Below are 21497 nucleotides of genomic sequence, written 5' to 3' on the forward strand. Positions count from 1 at the left end.
CCCCAAAATTAGCTCACGAAGGTTAATCGATAAATTACTCTGTACGGTTTCTTGTATTTCAGTTGATCTGTTCAGTTAAGCGACTTCAGCAAATATCTTGCAGTAAATGGATTACCGCGGCTGTATTGACCTTTACATACAAAGGTTAGGATTACGGCTTAACTGTTGGGATTTAACTGTTGGGATTTAACTGTTGGGATTTAACTATTGAGGTTTAACCTACACGGTGATATTCAGGGCGAAAATGAATAGTATTAATTTACCCAACTGAATCTAAACCTTCCAGCACTAATACTAATCTAATCTTAACCTCAGTCATCCCCCATAACAGCAGAACGCGGTGTATTTTAACACCTCTAACACTATCCTCTTAAGCACATATGTCTCTTCATCAGCTTGGTTATTTTTAGCAGTAACACTGTCTATTTAACCTGAACTCGGGATAAGCATTGGACAAGAAAAGCCTGAAGGAGTGATGTTAAATAGGGCAGGCAAAAAGCGGATTGTAGCGCGACTGATATACCTAACGTCAGCTTAACCCTATGACTAACACTGATAACTGAAACTGAATCGCCATAATATGGAGCATGAAGGGATCAATGAGCGGCATTTAAGCTTGTTATCGGTGACAACAAGCTATTCAGAGGACATCGCTTATCACCTCTTTACGTTAGCGATTAACTATTGCTCAAAGCGTCGCAAGATGACACGTAACTGTCTAACTCAATATTCCCTTGTAAAATAATCCCATGATAATGTGCTTTTACCAGTTGATAATCTATGCTCGGCGCAAAATAGTAAGTCACCTCTTCCGCCCCAGTTTGCTCAACGGGTATAAGTTGTAATTCTCCCCAGGGTGCGATGTTAGAAGTGAGTGTGTCTTTAACATAGTACTGATAGGATTCAACCGCATCTGAGGCTTGTCTTATCAGCGCAAATTGCTGTCGCCCGTTGAGTAAATACTCACGAATTTGAATGGCTAAGGTATCAACATCTCTGAGCGGTATGCTATTTGATTGGTAATGGCTGACTTCACCATCAACATCAACACGGGAGCCGAGACCGTGATGGTCTAGAGTGACTTGCATGTCTCGGGCACGAAAGCCGGTCACTTGTTGATGAAACTTATGCGTTAGCCATTCATGAGTGGTATTTGACCAGGATAACTCAGTGCGCTGCTGGTATTGAGTGCCAATACCTAAAATACTGGCTTTACTTGTTGAGGTAATAACGGCTGATTTACCCTGCCAGTTCTCGGTGCGGGTCATGTTGCCCATGTGCAGACCACTGAGAAAAATAGAGTAACTAAAGTTTCGCTGACACTCTTGCTCAACCTCAGCGGCCATGGCACTACTACTGTGCAGCAATCCACTTGAAAAACCGAGAATCATCAGTACTCTCGTTGCCGCTAAACAAGCTGTGGTTGATACATTAATATGACAACACCTTGTCAGTATCGGTCTTATTGGTGCCATTGATGTTACTAGAAAAAGCATTTCGGGTTTCTTTTCCTTTAAAAATAGGAATCGCATGAAGGCCTTATAAGCAATAATAAGACCTTAGGAAATATCGACTTAAAAAACTTCATTTACATTTAAGTAGAAGTTAGTGTCATTCTCCCCCACCCCAACGTCAAAACGTAAATTAATATTGTCTTTAATTTTAAAGCGGAATCCAGTGCCGTAGGCGGTTAATAGAGTATCCGTTAAATCACTGACTTTAGGCGCAACACTGCCGACCGAGCCCCAAAATACCATGCCATAGCGCTGAAATATTGGTAATCGATATTCAACCTGTCCCATCATCATTTGCTCATCGCGATATCGGCCTCTAATGTAACCGCGCATCGCATCTGAACCGCCAAGGTCAGGTAAAAGATTCCACGGCACGTCACCACTGGTAAGGTGACCTTGAACTTGCCAAGCGATTAATCCAGGTGTTGTCCCTAAATCGATATAATTAGCTAATTCAATATTATAGGTAGAAAACGAATCGAATTGGTCATTTTGATATAATCCAGCATCCAGCTGAAACAACCAACCTTTTGTGGCATTCAAACGATAATCTCTTGAGTCATAAATACTGGTGATAACAACACCTGAGCTAAAATTATCTGGCAAAAGGCTATTTGCATCAACAGGGGCTTGGGTGGCAACTAATTCTAGACTGTCTGCTGTGGTATAAATAAAATCAGCACCTACGCCAATAAAATAGTTATCGGCGACTTCGGTCATCCAGCGCGGTTTAAAACTATACAGTTGTTCTTTGAATTCGTGATGATTAAGGTCTTGATCGCCTTGTTCAATCCCAACACCATAATACACTGCTGCTTCATTGTGCAGCTCTAAATCAAGCAGCAATCGCTGCTTACCTTGATTTAAAAACGTCATGTTCTCGACTGTAACGCCATAGGATTGATTCATTGATGCAAACGAGTTCAATACTAATGATGAGGGCTGCTCTTCACTGGATGCATTATCGGTTTTATATAACCCTACCATTAATAGCCCTACACCAAACTTCTTCTCTGGGGTGTAATAAGCCGTAGGCAAATAGCTCATATCAATGGCTTTAGTGTCATCAAACTCACCATCGGCACCAAACACAGACAAAATATTATCAATCCATGTGGGTTGCATGTCTTTGGGGGTTTCAAAAAGAGGTTCAACTGCGTTGGCGGCGTTAGAAAAAATAAATAGTGCTAAAAGTAAGGTCCGTTTCATAAAAACTCTATTAAATGTAAAAAGAATTAGGCTTGCATGATGACTTCCATGCCAATGATTGAATCAAGCTTGTGTTAGTTGGCTCCGTAATACTGAGTGGTAAAAGCTGTTGTCGATACAATGGTTTCAAATTCAATAACGATCAAATCTTCAAGTATTATCCTCGCTATCACTCAATACTAACTGAATAAAAACTTAAGCCTTACTGAAGATAACGCTTATTTGAGTCAGAGTTTAACCATTATCTCTTCCTCAAGCATCACTGTAGACATACTCTATTTGGCATCATTTACGTCAATGATACCACTAGTGGTCATAATGCCTGCTAATATAGCATATTCAGTGGTTAATATTGATGATAACTCCGAGCTCAGCCGATGAGACTCACTCGGGGGAAATGTATAACATCAGCTATATTTAGGTGGGTTGCTACAGGATTTTGATTCATTAGACAAGAGTATACAAACGACAAATTCAGTAATATATGCCTCATTTAATCAGTGATCCATCTGCAAGTAAAAATTATTTCCTTAGATATATCATCCAGCGCGCAAGTAAGGTATAACGACGCTATGAAAACGCCTATACGATTACAACCACTGGTTGACGATGGTCTCGTCGATGAAGTGATAAGCCAACTCATGAGTGGCAAAGAAGCTACGGTCTATATGATCAGATGTGGCGATGCGATCCGCTGCGCGAAAGTGTATAAGGAAGCCACTAAACGCAGCTTTAAAAAAGCAGCACAATATCAAGAAGGTCGAAAAACCAAAAACAGTCGTCGTGGTCGAGCCATGGAAAAAGGCTCTAAATACGGTCGAGAAGAACAAGAAAAAGCCTGGCAAAATGCCGAGGTCGACGCATTATACAAATGCGCGGCGGCTAAAATTAGAGTACCTGTGCCTTATGGCTGCTTTGATGGTGTGCTATTAATGGAGTTGATCACCAATATTCATGGTGATGTTGCACCGCGATTAAACGACGTAACACAAATGAATGTCGAGCAAGCACAAAGCCAGCATTATATTATGATGGGCTATGTTGTGCGTATGCTATGTGCGGGTATTGTGCATGGCGATTTGTCTGAGTTTAACGTGCTGGTCGACAAAGATGGTCCAGTGATCATTGACTTGCCTCAAGCTGTTGATGCATCAGCCAACAATAATGCCAAAGCAATGTTATTTCGTGATGTGAATAATATGACTGACTATTATTCACAATTTGCTCCGGAATTAGCCGCGACAAAATACGCTAAAGAAATGTGGGCCTTGTATGAACAAGGTGAATTAACACCCGAAACACAGTTAACCGGTTTGTTTGAAGAAGACACCACAGCCGCTGATGTCGATTCTGTATTAGAAGAAATCAACGCTGCTTTTGAAGAAGCTCAAGAAAGACGCGAGCGCATGAGCGAAGCGAACAACGACGAGTATTAAATCGATAGTTCATTCATGTGAATACCTAGGGAGACGTACGGACAAATTATCGAAGCTTTTATAGAAGATATAGTCTGGTTAATGTCTCCCTATTCTTTAGCCCTAATGAAAACGCAGAATCACGTACGCCCCCCCTTGTTAATTAAGCAGCAAGTTGTGTAAATATAAACGCTAGCTGCCTAAACTCTTCCGATTTGTGCAACCATAGCTAATCCTATTACGAACAAATACAATAATGTCCTTATGGCTAAATCAGATCCTTTTTCCGCCATAGTCAGCAGAGAACCTTACCCTTGGCACACAGGCAAAATAATCAATTTACCCGCCTTACATAACCTTACTTTTATCATGGTTAATTAGGTGTATAATAAGATTGAAAGTTAACAAGGAGAATATTATGAATAGCTATGTTGTATCAGTATTACTCGTTTGTCTTACTACTTCTTTGCCTGTTACTGCTATTGGAAATGAAAATGGATCCATGAGAATGTCTCAGATGCCTGTATTTTCCGATTTTGATAAGAATCAAGACAAATTGATATCTGAAGAGGAATTTGTGCAATTTCAAAAAGCACGGCAAGAGTTGCATCAATCTGAAGGGCGCATGTTAAAAAATGCCTCACGTGATGGTATGTTTGAACGTATCGATTTGGATCACAATAAGTTTATTGATGCTGAAGAGTTTCAATCTCATCGTGAAATGATGAGAAAGTCTAAATAATCTCTGCTCGGAACAATAATCAATGTCACTTTAGAGAGGTCATCAACATCACCTCTCTTTTTAAATACACGACACGGTAGCACATGAGATTTAGCCATCTCAATCAGCATAATAGAACGCCTAACTCCCACTTCCAAACAAACACCATTCAAACTTGGCTTTATCGGGCTATGCTTTGTGCTGTTCTCTGTAAAGCCATAGACATCAATTTGCCAGTGAAAATAATATCACTATATTGTCGGCGTTTTTATACGCTTGCGATGATTTTATCCCGAGCAAACATCGCCTTGCTCCTTTGGCTTATTAATGTTGGCTATGTGTAGGTAAATGGCTAAAACACTGGGTCACACAGTCTCAGGTACTCATTGCTGCGTCGAATATCATAGCCTCACTATCACGAAGCCTCACCAAGCTAAAACGGATAAATTATTCTGCCGCGACAAGCTTGCTTTTAAACACGCCGTAAAAGGCAATGCAGGCACCTGCAAAACCTAAGAAAGAACACACCAGACGATAGTCATTGTTGTCGATAAAGAAATTAGCCACACTGAATACCAATAAAATCAATAAACCAATATTTTTGGTCATCATCATTTTAGGCTCAAACATCAGCCATTGTTCGCATTTAGGGCATTGTGTTTCAACGCCATGTTTACCTTTGCGTACTTGTTTAAGTGCCTTGCGGGCAAACACACCCTGACAACGAGGACATTCCATTTCACATCACCTTTAATGATTTTTAATCAATATAATACAATGAATTAACTTAGTATCAAAGCTTATCATTCAACCCAATTTCTGATAAGTATAACAAACACCTTTAATTATTTATTAATTTTAACGATCGCTCAAAATCATATTTGAACGAATGTTACAGTTAGTTTATAGTCAAGGGAACTCGGGCATGATTAGCAAAATAAACACCGCATAGATGTGGATATTAACAACCTAGCTTGGCTACTTACTCAGAGCTTCAGCATTGACCATACACTCACAGAGCAACAATCATGAATAAAGTCATTGGATTTGATGTTTATGGCACCTTAGTGGATCCGCTAGAGATGGGCCAACATCTGCAACAACTGATTGGCGATAAAGCGCTAGAGTTTGCGCAACTGTGGCACGATAAAAAAGTCGAGTATGCGTTCCGTCGCGGATTAATGCAGCAATATGCAGATTTTGCAGTTTGTACTCAACAAGCACTGCAATATTGTTTGACGGTTTACAACCTTACCCTCACTGCAAGTGCACAACAGCAACTGCTGGCAAAATTTAGTCAACTATCGGCCTTTGAGGATGTTATTGTTGGCCTAGCATTACTGCGCAATCAAGGCCATACCCTAGTCGCATTTTCAAATGGTCCAGAACTAGCCGTGCGCAATTTAATGCATAATGCTGGCGTGTTACCTCAATTACATGATGTCATCAGCGTGGACGACCTACAGACCTTTAAACCTAATCCTGCGGTTTACCATTATTTAATCAACCGCACTCAAACTGATCCCACTCATTGTTGGATGGTATCGAGCAATCCCTGGGATGTTATTGGTGCAAAAGCTGCTGGACTTAACACAGCTTGGATCCAACGCGACAGTAAAAAAGTATTTGATCCCTGGGGCATTGAGCCAGACTTAACCGTCAGCAATTTAATCGAATTAAGTGAACAGTTAAAAGCCAGGTAATAAATAACTAACATGTTGCATTTAAACAATAAAAGCATAACTCATACGCGTTGATGCTAATACATTATAGCGATACACGCTACACTCATAATATTGTGCTAAGCGCATTATAAATTTACATAACCTGCTATCAGGTTGTACAAGGATATTTTATGACTAACCAATATACTCCACCTAAAGTTTGGCAAAATAATACCAATGGAGCTAACAAGTGGGCGAGCATTAATAGCCCTGAGTCAGGTGCTAGATTCGATAAACAACTGCCTGTCGGTAAGCATTCTTTACAACTCTATTCCCTTGGTACACCCAACGGGCAAAAAGTAACTATTCTGTTAGAAGAGTTACTTGCATTAGGTATTAAAGAAGCGGAATACGATGCTTATCTGATTAACATCGGAGAAAAAGATCAATTTTCGTCAGGGTTCGTTGCAGTCAATCCAAACTCAAAAATTCCTGCTTTATTGGATAAATCTGCTGATGAAGATGTGACTGTGTTTGAATCAGCTTCAATTTTGGTTCATCTAGCAGAGAAATTTGACCAATTCCTGCCTAAAGATGGCAAAGCCAGAACGCAAACATTTAACTGGCTGTTCTGGGCCCAAGGCTCTGCCCCATTCCTTGGCGGGGGTTTTGGTCATTTTTACGCTTATGCCGATGAAAAGCAGGAATACCCGATTAACCGTTTTGCAATGGAAGTGAAACGCCAATTAGATGTGTTGGATAAACGACTGGCAAGTAACACCTTTGTAACCGGTGAAGAATACACCATTGCAGACATCGCCATATGGCCTTGGTATGGCAACTTAGTCTTAGGTAATTTATACAGTGCCGCTGAGTTTTTAGATGTTGCCAGCTATAAAAATGTAACTCGTTGGGCTAATGAAGTATTAGCGCGCCCGGCTGTTCAACGTGGCAAAATAGTCAACACTTCATGGGGCGAACCATGGGAAATGTTACCAAATCGTCACAGTGCAGCAGACATTGATGCCGTATTAGCATTGAAGCTTTAATCTAAGTCCACAAATAACAGCTGATGAGCTAACCTCGTCAGCGTATTAAAAAAGCCTTCTGCAACACAGAAGGCTTTTTATTTGATTCACGTTATGAAAGTGCTCTCAATGCAATTAGGTAAATACTCGCATTTCACAATGATTAGATGCTCATGGCAAGCTCAGCACCTTGGCGGATAGCCCGTTTAGCGTCTAACTCTGCAGCTACATCTACCCCGCCAATTAAGTGCACTGGCAAGCCACTGCGCTTCATTTCATCAACCAAGCTGAGGTTAGACATTTGTCCTGCACACAACACCACGTTATCAACAGCCAGAATTTCAGATTGTTCGCCGACTTTAATATGCAGCCCTTGCTCATCAAACTTTTCGTAGCTTACACCGGTTTTCATGTGAACCTGATGCTGTTTTAACACACTACGATGGATCCAACCGGTTGTTTTACCTAAGCCTTTACCCATTTTGGTGGTTTTACGTTGCAATAAATACACTTCACGGCCAGGGACATGTTCAGCTTCTTCAGTTAATCCGCCAGCGTGTTGATAGGTCTTATCAATGCCCCACTGCTTTAACCATTTATCGGGTTGCAAGGTGCTCGATTCTAATTCACATAAGAAATGCGCCATGTCAAAACCGATACCGCCAGCACCAATTAGGGCTACGGTTTTACCAATCTCAACTTGGCCAGTTAATACTTGTTGATAATCGACCACTTTAGGATTATCAAAACCCGGTAGTTTTAAAGCGCGAGGGACAACACCTGAAGCAATGACCACTTCATCGAATTTCTCAGTAGCTAATACCGCTGCATCTAATTTAGTGTTAAGACGTAATTCAACCTTATGCAGCCTAATTTGATTCATAAAGTATCGAATGGTTTCGTTAAACTCTTCTTTACCCGGTATTTTACGGGCCAAATTAAACTGACCACCAACCTCTGACTTGGCTTCAAATAATACGACCTCATGACCACGAGACGCAGCATAAACAGAGAAAGCCATACCTGCAGGGCCCGCCCCCATAACAGCAATGCGCTTTTTATGGGTGGTAGGTAGAAAATTAATTTCGGTTTCATAACAAGCGCGAGGATTAACTAAACAGGTTGCTCGTTTCATCGAAAAGGTATGATCCAAACACGCCTGATTACAACCAATGCAAGTATTAATCAATTCAGGGGTATTGGCAGCAGCTTTATTCACAAACTCAGCATCAGCTAAAAATGGTCGGGCCATTGACACCATGTCAGCTTGACCCGAGGCAATAATTGCCTCGCCAATTTCTGGGGTATTAATTCGGTTCGTGGCGATTAACGGTATTTTGACTTCTTGTTTGAGTTTTTCAGTCACCCAAGAGAATGCACCACGCGGCACACTGGTCGAAATGGTCGGAACACGCGCTTCATGCCAACCGATGCCAGTATTAATAATACTCACGCCCGCTTGTTCAAGGGATTTGGCCAGCTGTACCACTTCGTCCCACGTTGAGCCATTGTCGACTAAGTCGAGCATCGATAAGCGGAACACAATAATAAAATCACTGCCGACCTTGTGTCGAATAGCATTGACGATTTCAATCGGGAATTTAACCCGATTTTCATAACTGCCGCCCCATTCATCACTGCGTTTATTGGTACGCGAACTGATAAATTGATTGATTAGATACCCTTCAGAGCCCATCACTTCAACACCATCATAACCGGCTTTTTTTGCCAAGGCGGCACTGGTTGCGTAATCCTTAATGGTTGAGCGCACTTGGCGTGCAGACATCGCTGAAGGAGTAAAAGGGGTAATAGGTGATTTAACTTTGCTCGGTGCTAAACTAAAAGGATGATAACTGTAACGGCCAGCATGCAAAATTTGCATACAGATTTTACCGCCTGCTTCATGTACGGCATCGGTGACGATTTTATGTTTACCGACTTGCCAAGAAAAGCTTAATTGACAAGCATGTGGCGCTAGACGGCCGCGCAAATTAGGTGCGATACCGCCAGTAACGATTAACCCTACGCCACCTTGAGCACGCTCTTTATAAAAAGCTGCCAGTTTCTCAAATCCGCCTTTTTCTTCTTCTAAACCCGTGTGCATTGAGCCCATCAACACGCGGTTTTTCAGCTTTGTAAAGCCGAGATCTAAAGGTTCTAATAAGTGTGGAAACGACATTCAAACATCCTTTTTAAACAAGTGATTTAAATCAGCATACCCTGACAGTAAATTTTGCTCAATCATTTAAACGCTCCCTTGTTAAAAACCTTTACAATTGAATTTCACATTTATATTGATTTTCAGTTAGGATGACTACATTAGACTGATAAAGGAGTGGCAAATGTCCGCTAAACCCTCGTTTTTAAAAAGGATGTTTTTACTGTTATGGAATACAGTAAACGGTATCCGCAAGTTAATCATCAACATCATATTTTTTGGTTTGTTGGCCGTCATCGCTGTGGTATTGCTCAATAGCGAAGATGAGATTGTCATCGAAGATCAAACAGCCTTAGTACTAAACTTATCTGGCAGCATAGTCGATCAAAAACATTATGTTGATCCGATTGAAATGGCATTAAAACAGGGACAAGCTAATGATCCCGAAGGTGAAATGTTATTAGCAGATATTCTTTATACTATTAATAACGCCACTGAAGATAAACGTATTAATAGCATAGTGTTGGATTTGGCCAATCTTCAAGATGCTGGCATCAGTAAAATGACCGCCATAGGTGAAGCATTAAATCAGTTTAAAGCGGCTGACAAATCGGTGATAGCCATGGCCAATGGCTATGATCAAAACCAATACTTTTTAGCCAGCTTTGCAGACAAAATATACCTTAATAACCAAGGTATGGTGTCGCTTGATGGGTTAAGTCGTTACCGTTTATATTACAAAGCGGCATTGGACAAGTTGAAAATTACGACTCATGTATTCAGAGTTGGTACGTTTAAATCTGCTGTAGAACCCTTTATCCGTGATGATATGTCTGATGCGGATAAACAAGCCAGCAAGGTATTACTAAATGATATTTGGCAGAGCTACTCAACCATTGTGGCCAGTAACCGTCAAATTGCCCCCGACCAATTAGTGTTAACCACTGATGAGTACTTGGCTCAGCTTGATAAAGCTGAAGGTGACAGTGCTAAAATGGCTATAAACATGAAATGGGTCGACGAGCTGGTTTCTGCAGATGCATTTCGCGTTGCCATGATTGAGCGTGTGGGTAGTGATAAAGAAGGTAAAAACTTTAAACAAATTAGTTTTAATGACTACCGCAAATTAACGGCGCCAATGCCTCAATTTATTGAGCATGACTCTGTAGCGGTTATCGTTGCCAAAGGTACCATCCTTAACGGTAAACAACCTGCTGGACAAATTGGTGGCGAAAGTACCTCTGCACTGCTGATGAAAGCTCGCTTTGACGACAAAGTCAAAGCCGTCGTACTGAGAGTTGATAGCCCTGGCGGCAGTGCATTTGCCTCAGAGCAAATTCGTCAAGAAGTGTTAGCGCTAAAAGCGGCAGGTAAACCTGTAGTGGTAAGCATGGGGAGCCTAGCGGCGTCTGGTGGCTATTGGATATCAGCCAGTGCCGATTATATTGTCGCAACCCCAACTACCCTAACCGGTTCGATTGGTATTTTTGGTATGTTTGCTACATTTGAACAAGCACTGAGCCATTTTGGGGTGACCTCTGATGGCGTGGCAACCTCTGAATGGGCTGGATTGTCGCCGGTTCGGGAATTAAACCCTCAAGTTGCTGCGGTAATTCAACGTCATATTGAACGTGGTTATCATGAGTTTATCTCTCTTGTGGCTACAGAGCGTCATATGACGCTTGAGCAAGTTGACGAAATTGCTCAAGGCCGTGTTTGGACAGGTAAACGCGCATTAACCTTAGGTCTAGTTGATGAGCTAGGTGACATGGATATTGCATTAGCTAAAGCGGCTGATTTAGCTAAAATGGACAAATTTGATGTGAAAGTGATTGAACAAGAACTCAGCGCTGAACAACAAATTATGCAGCAATTCATGGGGGCTGTGGCCGCATATGTACCAGACAGCGTTCGTCAGACCAGCATAGTTGAAAAGTTTGTTAGTCAATGGGCTGGTGCATTTGAAACATTGTCAATGTTTGATGATCCTAACCATGCTTATTTGTATTGCGAAAATTGTAATTATTAACCTATTGCATCACCGTAATATGAAGATTATTCAAAAAAAGCCTGCTTAGCAGGCTTTTTTATTGGGGATCGTTAAATAAGCTCGTATAATTTACACAATCTGCAATTATCGCTAAATAAGAGTCCTATATTTATGCCAAAACGATCGATTTACGTAGCCTATACAGGCGGTACCATCGGAATGCAAAAAACAGCCAATGGTTTTGTGCCTGTGTCTGGGTTCTTAACCGATTGTGTACAGTCTATGCCGGAGTTTTATCATAACGAAATGCCTGAATTCGTGATTCATGAATACAGTCCACTGATTGACTCATCTAATATGGCGCCAACAGATTGGCAAATGATAGCAAACGATATTCAAGCAAACTATGAAAAGTACGACGGTTTCGTTATTTTGCATGGCACTGACACCATGGCTTATACCGCATCGGCTTTGTCATTTATGCTCCAAGGTTTGTCTAAACCTGTCATCGTCACCGGTTCCCAAATTCCATTGGCGCAATTGCGCTCAGACGGTCAAACTAACTTGCTCAATTCACTGTATATTGCCGCCAATTATCCTGTTGCTGAAGTGTGTTTATTTTTTAATAACAAGCTGTTTCGTGGTAATCGCTCCACGAAAGCGCATGCTGATGGCTTTGATGCATTTGCATCGCCTAACTTCCCTATGTTGCTTGAAGCAGGTATTAAAATTAACCTCAAAGCAGGTAAAATTAGTAAGCCAACAGGAGAGCCTTTAGAGGTTGTGACCATTAGTCCACAGCCCGTTGGTGTGGTTACGCTTTACCCTGGTATTTCTACGGACATTTTTAATAACATTTTACAACAACCGGTAAAAGCACTGATTTTATTAACCTTTGGTGTGGGCAATGCGCCACAAGATAAAAAGTTGCTTGATACCCTCAAACAAGCTGATGAACGCGGCATCATATTGGTCAATTTAACCCAGTGTTTTCAGGGCAAAGTCAATATGGGCGGTTATGCTACCGGTAATGCTTTAGCTCAAGCTGGGGTGATAAGCGGTGCAGACATGACCATTGAAGCTGCATTAGCAAAACTGCATTACTTGCTTTCAATCGGATTAACCTCAGCGCAAATCAAACAACGCATGCAGGAAAACCTTATTGGTGAGCTAACAGTCGATTAAGTTGCCTTGTCTGCAGATTAATAGCAAATCTGAAAACAAAAATGCGAGCTCTGTAGCTCGCATTTTTGTTGACTATAACTCGTTTATTGAATGAGTTTATAAATCAGCTTCTTTAAACTCGGCGATAGGATCGCCTTTAAACTGTTTTTTCAGCTCTGATTTAGACAACTCATTAATATTCCCACCCGCACCAATAGTAAAATGTTCAGTTTGCTGAAGCTTACGTGCTTGATACAACATCACTACTTGCAAAGTCGATTCACGCTGAGGCTGAGTTAATACTGTACCATCATCCCACTTACCTAACTCAGACGCAGACAATAAGCGCAGGTATACTTCTTCAGGCATTTCATCAATGACTTTATTGATATCGTTCATACTGATTTCCGTTTATGTAACACTATTCTGACTCGGGTAATAAGATAGCCCGTAAAGCCAATAACAAAACTTGCAATCGCGAGATAAGAAGTTGTGCCCTGAGCAGGCTCTCCTCCCCAAAACCACACGACAACCCCTGCGATAAACAATGTCAGAAAAATAAAGCTTTGGGTCATTAAGCTATTAGAACGCTCAATATGACTGATAATTTTTAAAGACTCAGTATTACCATCCAAGGTTGTTTTACAATGTTGACATTGTTTAGCCAGACTTGAAATACGCTTTTGACATTTAGGGCATGCAACTAAGGCCATAATTTACTCTACCTGCTGATCATCTAACATTAAATTTAGCGTTTATGTGGCAATTATAGCTGTTCAACAACAGCTAACATCGCGACTAAAGACGCTTCACCTAAATATACGCAACGTTCTGGAGACCAGCCCACAAATGGGTCGGCTAAATTAGCATTGTCTTTAAATGGCATCTCTAACGTGTTTGATAAACAACTGAATGTATTCGCGACCCAGTTAGACCCTACGGTTAAATTTGCTTGCCCCGGTTCATCCTTGTCGTAACCAAACTCTGTTTGGAAATCAGCACTGGCAATGGTTAATGCACTCAGGAATTGTTGTTGTAATGCGGCCATTTTATCGTTGTAGTTTGGTACACCTTCACAGCCCGCTAGGAACACATAAGGAAGACCTTCATCGCCATGAACATCGTAAAACAAATCAACACCAGTTTGGTGCATTTTATTGACAACATAATACACCTCAGGACTTTTCTCTAAGCTCGGAGTCTGCCATTCGCGATTAAGATTGGTACCAACGGCATTAGTCCGTAAATGGCCACGAGCGCTACCATCTGGGTTCATATTAGGCACAATGTAAAAATTGGCTTTGTCTAACAACGCTTTAGACGTTGGGCAATCACTATCAAGCAATTGATTTAACAAGCCTTCGACTAGCCATTCAGCCATGGTCTCGCCAGGATGTTGACGCGCAGTGATCCAGATATTTTTCTTATCAGGATTAGCATCACCAATTTTAAGCAAACTCATGTCACGACCATCGAGGGTTAACCCAAGGTGCTCGAGACTGACAGCTGGATGCAATTGTACTTCGCTGATTAAATCTAAATGACGCTCGTAGCTATAAGGAGCAAAATAGGCAATTTGAATCGCTTCACAATCTAGCTCTGCGTGAATGGTTAACTTGCCATCAACATATTGGGTTGGCAATCTGAACCAAGTTTGACGATCATAACTGGCAACCGCTTGGTAATCTTCCCAACCTTTCGGGTATGAGGCATCACCTGCATTGATAATATTAAGGGTATATGTCTGGCCAACTTCACCTTCTAGACGAAAGTTAAACCACTGATAAAACTCACCGCCGAAGTCGGGACGAATGGCGAGTTGTATATCGTCATGTTTATCAATATTAATGACGTTAATGTTGCCGCCGTCGAAGTTTGCTGTAATCCGCATTAGATTATCCTTTAATGTGCTTGCACTTATTTTGGGCTGAGTAATCGCCTTTTTTATGCGCCATAGCTTATCAAATGCGGCAATTGCTGTGAACCTTTAAAAGTTAAAGCTGTACCCTTGACCGCGAACCGTATTAATTAGCTCACGTGGCAAATTGCGTTTAACTAATTTACGCCGTGTATTACTGATGTGCATATCTAAATTACGGTCAAATCGACCCAACTCTTTGTGTAATACTCTGCGTTGTAATTCTTGTTTAGTGATCACCTCACCCTGGCGATCAAACAAATATTTAAACAGGCTATACTCTGTTTGAGTCAGCACCAGGGACTTTTCAGCAAAACGAATCGTATAACTGGTGTCATCAAAGCTAATATCATGATTAAAATTATCATTCATTGGTGCTTGGAGGCGCCGATGAAGCACATTAAGACGCAATTGTAATTCACGTATATTGATTGGTTTTGCTAGATAATCATCGGCACCTAACTCAAGAGCATTAATGCGCTCTAGTTCGCAGCGACTGTCTGCGAGCACAATAATAGCCGTTGAAGGTTTTCTGGTAACGAGTAACCAAAATGAATCCATTTTAGGCACTGAGTAGTCTAATAATATCGCTTCGAGCTGAGTGGTTTCCATATAAACCAATGCATCGAAGGCATTATTGACGCGATGAACACTATAACCCTGCTCACTTAGTTGTTGACCTAAGTCGCTTTTATCGGAGAGGCTATGTTCAATGAGTAGGATATTGTTCATGATAAATCACTTAATGATAACGATTACCATTAAGATTATCATATTGATTTGTGTATAACTAGATGTAATCTTTGTTGTCGCCGTTTGATTAACAAAAAAAGGCCTGAAAATTCAGGCCTTGAGATGTTTGCCACACAAATCAGCAGAAGCGAAGCTATTTTTCTAGCATCAACTGCTTGATAAATTTAACCGGGGCACTGCCGTAACTTAAAAACTGTTCATGGAACTGTTTTAAATCAAAATCATCACCTTGATTGGCTTTTAGCTGTTCACGGAAATCATAGATCTCACGATAACCAGCATAATAACTGGTTAGCTGCACTTGACTTAATGTTGCTCGGCGCCATTTCCCTTCAGCTTCAGCACGTTGCTGGAAGGCTTCATTTTCAAGTAAATCAATCACCTGCTCTTCGCCCATACCATTGACTTGAATACTGTAATCTAAAATAGTGTTACAAATAACGCGTAAGTTCCACTTGTAATACATCAACCACATCTCTGGCTCAAAATTACCATAGCCTTCTTCTAACATCATGCGTTCAGCATAGACAGCCCAACCTTCTATCATGGCACCGTTACCAAATAGACTTTTGACTAAACTAGGCGACTGATTTGAATACACTAATTGGGTGTAATGCCCTGGGATCGCTTCATGGATATTAAGTACTTGTAAGATCCAATGGTTGTATTCGCGTAAGTAACTTTCAGCAGACTCGGCACTCATATTATCAAGTGGCGTCACATTATAATAAGTGTTACCACCTTGATCATAAGGCCCTGGGGCACTGATAGATGCGCCAGCAAAACCACGCATATACTCAGGAGTTTCGCGAACAACCAATGGCTTATTAGGATCAAGTGTTACCAATTGCTTGTCATTCACAAATTGAATCAGCTCAGGAATTTGTTTGCGTACTTCAGCAACAAAATTTTCCCGTTTAACATGTTTGCTAGATAACACATCGATGAGCTGACGGATCGCTTGTCTTTCATCGGCAGGTTTTGGCGTATCAATATACTTTGACCAAAGAGTATCGGTTAGCTTAGCCATTTCTTGCTGAACTTGATTTTTATCTGCTACCGCTTTGTTGTACAACTGTTTTGCGGTCATACCAGACTGAATATCAAAGGCGAATTTTTCTTCATACAATGTTTCACCGATACGAAAATCTCGGGCGCCCTTTTCAGTCAATTTGCTTTCAAGTGCAGTTAACCACTCAATATGCTGTTTAATGGCTGCTGTTGCGGCATCAAAGCGCTGAGTGAATAAGGCTTTTTGATCTGTACTTAAGCCAGAATCAGCAACTTGCTGTACTAATGCATCAGACAATACCGAAAAAGCCCCTTGGTTTTGCATAATCGCAAGTTGAGTGTGCTCAAGAGTTGGGTCGCTAATGTTATTTCGTGCCGCTTCATAATAAGCAGGTACATTTTCAAGACGAGCAATCACTGAGGTGAGGCGTTCATCTAATGGTGCAAAGTCCTCATTAATAATTTGCGCAAATCCACCGGCAACATTGTAATTTGACGGGTCCCACTGCCAACCTTTAAACCGAGTAATTTCCCACTGCATTGAATCAACTAAATTACTCAACAGTTTATAATCGATTAGCTCATTAGCTGACAAGGATTGCGGATCAAACTCAGCCATAGCCATTTGCTGTTGCTTAACAAAAGCCAATGTTTTATCACGGCTAGCTTGATTTGGGATATCCAAATAGCCATCATTAACATGCTTACCACTATACAAGGCCCAAGTCGGTGACAATTGCCACAGCTCATCGATAAACCGTTGTGAATATTGGTTAAAATTTAATTTTTCTGCTGATGTACTAGCCTGCGCATTAACGCTATTTTGTGGATCACTTTGTTGCATCGAGTTATCACTACAGCCCGCTAATGCGGCTAAAGCGAAAGAAACCGCCAAAGGAAGTAGACCTTTTTTCATTTGTTATCCCTTAAATTGTTATTATTGTTTGTGCAAAATGACTTATCTTATTATGTTACATTTAGCGCTTTTTGGGTGCTATTTTTATGAGTAATAACTTGCTTGATTAACGTGATCAAGTTGGAGAAAATTATCTTACTAGCATTATTAATAGTTAATCATGTTCGTGACTTATTTGCAGCAAGCAGACATCTTTTGTGACATAAAATCTTACGCTATCGATGCTATAACGGCCGACTACAAGGTATTTGGTTACATATTTGCAGCCGTGCCCATCGCCAATGGCAGACCTTCAACATGACCACTATCCCTATTACCTAAATCTTAATGGCACAAAGGCCACTAATGCTGAAAGCTATGAGTATTCAGATTGCACCTTATTAAAATGAGATTACCTATGATGCTCAACGATTGGTGATTGCAGATAGCCGTTAACAGCAACAATTACTCATCGATATTATCTGGACCAACAATAATGACGTTATCAATGTCACAGCCAGCGGACTTAGTGCACAAAGTAGCGTGCAAGCCCCAAAGCAATTCAAAGATTTTCTTGGTGCTTATAGCTTAATGAGTTGAACGAGCTTAATTGGTTGAACAAAAGCGTTGGAGGTTAGCCATATCAAGGCAATGTTACCAGGCCTCATGGCTGTTTTGATGGTAAACCTTACCCTAGACAGCAAAAGCATTTTGCAGTGTTAACCATAGCCATTCGGTTTGTGCTGTCGCCAGACTCCCCTAGCTTTTTTTTTATCGACACAAAAAGCATCGACACAAAAAAGCGGAATAAACATTCCGCTTTAATCAGAGACGAATTAACCTTTGACTCAGTCTAGGTTAGATATTCCATGGATTCACTTTACCGCCATTAGTGCTTGTCGCTGCTTTGGTGGTTTTGGTTTTTCTAAAATCAGCTGGAGCCGTTTTCGACTTACCTAAACTAAGCGTTGGTCTGTCAGTATCGGGGGTTGATTTATGTTGACGGCTCTTAGGCATAAAATTCAATACCGAAATTGGGATCGGTTTTTTTGGTTCAAAACCTTCGATGACTTTGCGTTCAATTAAATGCCCTAAACGACTTTCAATCATACACAGATTTTTAAAGTCATCATTTGACACAAAAGAAATTGCCACACCAGCAGCTCCCGCGCGACCCGTTCGGCCAATACGATGAATGTAATCATCGGCAGGGAAAGGTAAATCGTAATTGATAACACGAGATAAATCATCAATATCTATACCGCGGGCCGCAATGCCGGTTGCCACTAAGTATTTAATGTTACCTGATTTAAAATCAGCTAGAATTTGCTCACGCACTGGCTGACTTCTGCCACCGTGAATGCATTCAGCGCTAATGTCACGTTTTTCAAGCTGACTGACCAACTTGGCCGCACCTTGTTTGGTTTCGATAAATATCAGCGCTTGGTTCCACTCTTCTGTTTTAATTAAATGACTTAATAAAGCAGATTTTTTATCTTTATCTACTGTGGTTAACCACTGTTCGATTTTCGGTGCGGAATCTCGATCAGCAATCACTGAAATTTCTACTGGGCGCTTAATGGCCGTTTTCGCTAACGCACGAACTTGGTTTGATAAGGTGGCTGAGAACAATAAACTTTGGCGCTCAGAAGGTAACTTATCAATCACTTTATTAATGTCTTCAATAAAGCCCATGTCGAGCATTCTGTCTGCTTCATCCAGAACCAAGACTTCAACTTCATCAAAGTGCACGGCACGTTGAGTATATAAGTCGAGTAAACGTCCTGGGGTTGCAACCAGAATATCGACACCCTCGATTAATGCTTGTTTTTGTGGTTTTTCATCAACACCACCGTAAATCGCAAATGATGTTAACGGTAAGAACTTAGCATAATGCACAATATTGGCTTGTATTTGCACAGCCAGTTCACGTGTTGGGGTTAAAATTAATGCCCTAATACGCTTTTTACGCTGCATTTCACTGTCGGCTAAGCGCTCTAATATTGGTAACACAAAACTGGCGGTTTTACCGGTACCGGTTTGCGCGGCCGCAAGCAGGTTTTTACCCCGTAAAATAACCGGAATAGTTTGTTGTTGGATTGGTGTTGGTTGACTGTATCCCACTTCATGTAGGGCATTGACAATCGTGTCGCGTAATCCAAGTGTCGAAAAAGGCATGAAAGTGGGTCTCAGTAGTAGAATAAGAATAAAGCATTATAGAGGCTGCGCATAACAAGCGCTAACACCAAGTAACGATAAGGCATGCGATAAAATAGCATGGTAGACAAGGGAGAGAACTAGCATCACCCAAATGTCGTGGTTTTATTTAAAAATACAAATGAAAAAAGACGTCCGAAGACGTCTTTTTTCATAATATGGCGGTGAGCGAGAGATTCGAACTCTCGTTAGGGATAAACCTAAACACACTTTCCAGGCGTGCGCCTTCAGCCACTCAGCCAGCTCACCAATTTTTTGACTGAATTTTTATCAATAACAGCAAAGTCATATGATAAAAAGCCAATCTTTAATATCTGATTACATTGAGGCTATATATTAGTTCTCACATACAAAACTGCATAAAGCTTAGTCGCAGTATTGCTAATCGAGGCGTACTTTACGCAAATGCCGATAGCGGGTCAAGCTAAAAAACCCGACTATCAAGCGTTTGCACAAATGCTCAGCAACTTATCAGTGAACTAACCGATTAATGTGGGGAAAAGGCCTTTAGCTCCTGCGGCAATGACTTCAATGCCTAATGACAACATTAATAGTCCCATTAAACGGGTAATAACGTTAATGCCGGTTTTTCCGAGTAACTTAAACAATACTGGCGCCATACGGAATAAAGCCCAGCTGACAAGGCCTATGGTCACAATAGTTAAGAACATGCCAACGAAGTTAACCATCTTATTATGCTCTGCGGCAAACACAATCACCGAGCTAATAGCGCCAGGACCTGCCATCAAAGGCAACGCTAATGGCACCACAGCAACAGATTCCATCCCAGAAGACTCACGATCTTCTTCTTGGTTACGTTTTACTTCACTGATCTTACCTTGCAGCATCGACATCGCAATAATACATATCAAGCTACCACCAGCAATACGAAATGCAGACAATGAAATACTGAACATACTCAGAATATGCTGACCGGCTATCATAGTGACTAATAAAATCACCACAACAGCAAAGTTAGCCACTCGGTTGGTATGGCGGCGCTCAACTTCAGTTTGATGGCTGGTTAAGCTCACAAATACAGGCAATAACCCTACTGGGTTAATGATGGCTAACAGTCCTAAAAAGAACTTGATATAAAGCATAAAATCCACTGACTGCACCCTCTTAATATTACCTGATTTAAAGCTCGATTCTGAGGGCGCTAATGTAGCTGAAACCCAGACATTTCCCAAATGAAATTTTTTATATTTGATAGGCCATTTTACAATACAAAAACTAATGGAACATCTATTTAACCTGTTTAACCGTTTAATTATAATCCACGAAAAATGAGGCGATAAGTAATTTTATTTCACGATATTGCACACATTAGCCACTAACTGATGCTTTAATCTACTAACCGCTTTGGCGAATCACGTTGTCTGTACTAAAAATACTAACCCGCCACTGGTATGCATATTGACCAAAGATGAAAAATACTAACATTGAGCCAAATTAGATAACTGAAAAACATTCATGTTTAGGCACTCGTTTGTCGTCGATAAAATCCCTTGCTATTGAGGCGATAATATTCACTCGCAACACCAAGATTAACCGGCCACTCATGCTTTCATGTTAATCCTGCAATAACCGCTGATATTAGGCCATAAAATAGCGTACAACAAAAAAGAGATGTTGCCAGTGGCAACATCTCTTTTATTTGACTGTTAATACTCATCTGTGTAATGACTAGGTCGCTGATATCAACACAGGACTAAGTCTAAAATTGCAGATAAGGTATAAAACCTATTTAGCCGTCCAACGATCCATCCAGCCAAGCACATTCTTGTACCATAGCTGTAGATTATCTTGATTTAAGATCCAATGGTTCTCATCCGGG

17 protein-coding genes and 1 tRNA gene are annotated in these 21497 nt (G+C 41.0%); 6 read left to right on the forward strand and 12 right to left on the reverse strand.

Annotated features, from left to right (window positions below; genetic code table 11):
* Positions 1-677: 677 nt before the first annotated feature.
* Together H5185_RS14515 and H5185_RS14520 are read right to left on the reverse strand one after the other, a co-directional pair.
* Positions 678-1346 carry a hypothetical protein gene (locus H5185_RS14515; protein WP_182742456.1) on the reverse strand — a complete coding sequence of 223 codons (669 nt, stop codon included), beginning with the start codon at positions 1344-1346 and terminating at the stop codon, positions 678-680.
* Between the two features lie 228 nt (positions 1347-1574).
* Positions 1575-2723 carry a BamA/TamA family outer membrane protein gene (locus H5185_RS14520; protein WP_182722854.1) on the reverse strand — a complete coding sequence of 383 codons (1149 nt, stop codon included), beginning with the start codon at positions 2721-2723 and terminating at the stop codon, positions 1575-1577.
* Positions 2724-3295: 572 nt separating this feature from the next.
* Between H5185_RS14520 and H5185_RS14525 the strand changes: the two genes are divergently transcribed.
* Together H5185_RS14525 and H5185_RS14530 are read left to right on the forward strand one after the other, a co-directional pair.
* Complete coding sequence (locus H5185_RS14525; protein ID WP_182742446.1) at positions 3296-4159, forward strand: PA4780 family RIO1-like protein kinase; 864 nt, start codon at positions 3296-3298, stop codon at positions 4157-4159.
* Between the two features lie 397 nt (positions 4160-4556).
* Complete coding sequence (locus H5185_RS14530; RefSeq protein WP_182742447.1) at positions 4557-4880, forward strand: hypothetical protein; 324 nt, start codon at positions 4557-4559, stop codon at positions 4878-4880.
* Positions 4881-5306: 426 nt separating this feature from the next.
* Here H5185_RS14530 and H5185_RS14535 read toward each other — a convergent pair whose 3' ends face one another.
* Positions 5307-5597, reverse strand: a complete 291-nt coding sequence (locus H5185_RS14535; protein WP_124014750.1) for a hypothetical protein — start codon at positions 5595-5597, stop codon at positions 5307-5309.
* A gap of 290 nt (positions 5598-5887) precedes the next feature.
* Here H5185_RS14535 and H5185_RS14540 point away from each other — a divergent pair, with 290 nt between their 5' ends.
* Positions 5888-6562 carry a haloacid dehalogenase type II gene (locus H5185_RS14540; protein ID WP_182742448.1) on the forward strand — a complete coding sequence of 225 codons (675 nt, stop codon included), beginning with the start codon at positions 5888-5890 and terminating at the stop codon, positions 6560-6562.
* 152 nt (positions 6563-6714) lie between these two features.
* Entirely contained in the window at positions 6715-7572 is an 858-nt protein-coding gene (yghU, locus tag H5185_RS14545; protein ID WP_182742449.1) for a glutathione-dependent disulfide-bond oxidoreductase, read from the forward strand.
* Between the two features lie 142 nt (positions 7573-7714).
* Here yghU and H5185_RS14550 read toward each other — a convergent pair whose 3' ends face one another.
* Positions 7715-9730 carry an FAD-dependent oxidoreductase gene (locus tag H5185_RS14550; protein ID WP_182742450.1) on the reverse strand — a complete coding sequence of 672 codons (2016 nt, stop codon included), beginning with the start codon at positions 9728-9730 and terminating at the stop codon, positions 7715-7717.
* Positions 9731-9893: 163 nt separating this feature from the next.
* Between H5185_RS14550 and sppA the strand changes: the two genes are divergently transcribed.
* Positions 9894-11738 (forward strand): signal peptide peptidase SppA, encoded by a 1845-nt coding sequence (sppA, locus tag H5185_RS14555; protein WP_182742451.1) that lies wholly within the window; start codon positions 9894-9896, stop codon positions 11736-11738.
* Positions 11739-11870: 132 nt separating this feature from the next.
* Positions 11871-12884, forward strand: coding sequence for an asparaginase (ansA, locus tag H5185_RS14560; protein ID WP_182697276.1), 1014 nt, complete (start codon positions 11871-11873; stop codon positions 12882-12884).
* 96 nt (positions 12885-12980) lie between these two features.
* Here the strand turns inward: ansA and H5185_RS14565 are convergent, their stop codons facing one another.
* The 8 genes from H5185_RS14565 to H5185_RS14600 all read right to left on the reverse strand — a co-directional run bounded on the left by H5185_RS14565 (position 12981) and on the right by H5185_RS14600 (position 20769).
* Positions 12981-13262, reverse strand: coding sequence for a YeaC family protein (locus H5185_RS14565; RefSeq protein WP_124014744.1), 282 nt, complete (start codon positions 13260-13262; stop codon positions 12981-12983).
* A complete protein-coding gene (locus H5185_RS14570; protein WP_182742452.1) occupies positions 13259-13576 on the reverse strand; it encodes a zinc ribbon domain-containing protein in 318 nt (105 codons plus the stop codon). The genes H5185_RS14565 and H5185_RS14570 overlap by 4 nt, the downstream gene beginning before the upstream one ends.
* A gap of 53 nt (positions 13577-13629) precedes the next feature.
* Positions 13630-14754, reverse strand: a complete 1125-nt coding sequence (locus H5185_RS14575) for a M14-type cytosolic carboxypeptidase (RefSeq protein ID WP_124014742.1) — start codon at positions 14752-14754, stop codon at positions 13630-13632.
* Between the two features lie 96 nt (positions 14755-14850).
* Positions 14851-15513: a response regulator transcription factor gene (locus H5185_RS14580; protein ID WP_182742453.1), complete on the reverse strand. Its 663-nt coding sequence runs from the start codon at positions 15511-15513 to the stop codon at positions 14851-14853.
* Between the two features lie 154 nt (positions 15514-15667).
* The gene (locus tag H5185_RS14585; protein ID WP_182697274.1) at positions 15668-17461 is read right to left on the reverse strand and encodes a DUF885 domain-containing protein; all 1794 of its coding nucleotides are present in this window, start codon (positions 17459-17461) and stop codon (positions 15668-15670) included.
* An 837-nt stretch (positions 17462-18298) separates the two neighbouring features.
* A complete protein-coding gene (locus H5185_RS14590) occupies positions 18299-19618 on the reverse strand; it encodes a DEAD/DEAH box helicase (protein ID WP_182742454.1) in 1320 nt (439 codons plus the stop codon).
* 198 nt (positions 19619-19816) lie between these two features.
* Positions 19817-19906: transfer RNA gene (locus H5185_RS14595), tRNA-Ser, on the reverse strand.
* A gap of 230 nt (positions 19907-20136) precedes the next feature.
* Positions 20137-20769, reverse strand: coding sequence for a YchE family NAAT transporter (locus tag H5185_RS14600; RefSeq protein WP_182742455.1), 633 nt, complete (start codon positions 20767-20769; stop codon positions 20137-20139).
* Between the last annotated feature and the right edge of the window lie 728 nt (positions 20770-21497).

This window comes from Shewanella sp. SG44-6 (genome assembly GCF_014164185.1).
Taxonomy (GTDB): Bacteria; Pseudomonadota; Gammaproteobacteria; order Enterobacterales; family Shewanellaceae; genus Shewanella; species Shewanella vesiculosa.

Excerpts from the sequence above, each read along its gene's own strand:
- H5185_RS14515 (WP_182742456.1), bottom strand. The coding sequence starts at position 1,346 with ATGGCCGCTGAGGTTGAGCAAGAGTGTCAGCGAAACTTTAGTTACTCT.
- H5185_RS14520 (WP_182722854.1), bottom strand. The coding sequence starts at position 2,723 with ATGAAACGGACCTTACTTTTAGCACTATTTATTTTTTCTAACGCCGCC.
- H5185_RS14525 (WP_182742446.1), top strand. The coding sequence starts at position 3,296 with ATGAAAACGCCTATACGATTACAACCACTGGTTGACGATGGTCTCGTC.
- H5185_RS14530 (WP_182742447.1), top strand. The coding sequence starts at position 4,557 with ATGAATAGCTATGTTGTATCAGTATTACTCGTTTGTCTTACTACTTCT.
- H5185_RS14535 (WP_124014750.1), bottom strand. The coding sequence starts at position 5,597 with ATGGAATGTCCTCGTTGTCAGGGTGTGTTTGCCCGCAAGGCACTTAAA.
- H5185_RS14540 (WP_182742448.1), top strand. The coding sequence starts at position 5,888 with ATGAATAAAGTCATTGGATTTGATGTTTATGGCACCTTAGTGGATCCG.
- yghU (WP_182742449.1), top strand. The coding sequence starts at position 6,715 with ATGACTAACCAATATACTCCACCTAAAGTTTGGCAAAATAATACCAAT.
- H5185_RS14550 (WP_182742450.1), bottom strand. The coding sequence starts at position 9,730 with ATGTCGTTTCCACACTTATTAGAACCTTTAGATCTCGGCTTTACAAAG.
- sppA (WP_182742451.1), top strand. The coding sequence starts at position 9,894 with ATGTCCGCTAAACCCTCGTTTTTAAAAAGGATGTTTTTACTGTTATGG.
- ansA (WP_182697276.1), top strand. The coding sequence starts at position 11,871 with ATGCCAAAACGATCGATTTACGTAGCCTATACAGGCGGTACCATCGGA.
- H5185_RS14565 (WP_124014744.1), bottom strand. The coding sequence starts at position 13,262 with ATGAACGATATCAATAAAGTCATTGATGAAATGCCTGAAGAAGTATAC.
- H5185_RS14570 (WP_182742452.1), bottom strand. The coding sequence starts at position 13,576 with ATGGCCTTAGTTGCATGCCCTAAATGTCAAAAGCGTATTTCAAGTCTG.
- H5185_RS14575 (WP_124014742.1), bottom strand. The coding sequence starts at position 14,754 with ATGCGGATTACAGCAAACTTCGACGGCGGCAACATTAACGTCATTAAT.
- H5185_RS14580 (WP_182742453.1), bottom strand. The coding sequence starts at position 15,513 with ATGAACAATATCCTACTCATTGAACATAGCCTCTCCGATAAAAGCGAC.
- H5185_RS14585 (WP_182697274.1), bottom strand. The coding sequence starts at position 17,461 with ATGAAAAAAGGTCTACTTCCTTTGGCGGTTTCTTTCGCTTTAGCCGCA.
- H5185_RS14590 (WP_182742454.1), bottom strand. The coding sequence starts at position 19,618 with ATGCCTTTTTCGACACTTGGATTACGCGACACGATTGTCAATGCCCTA.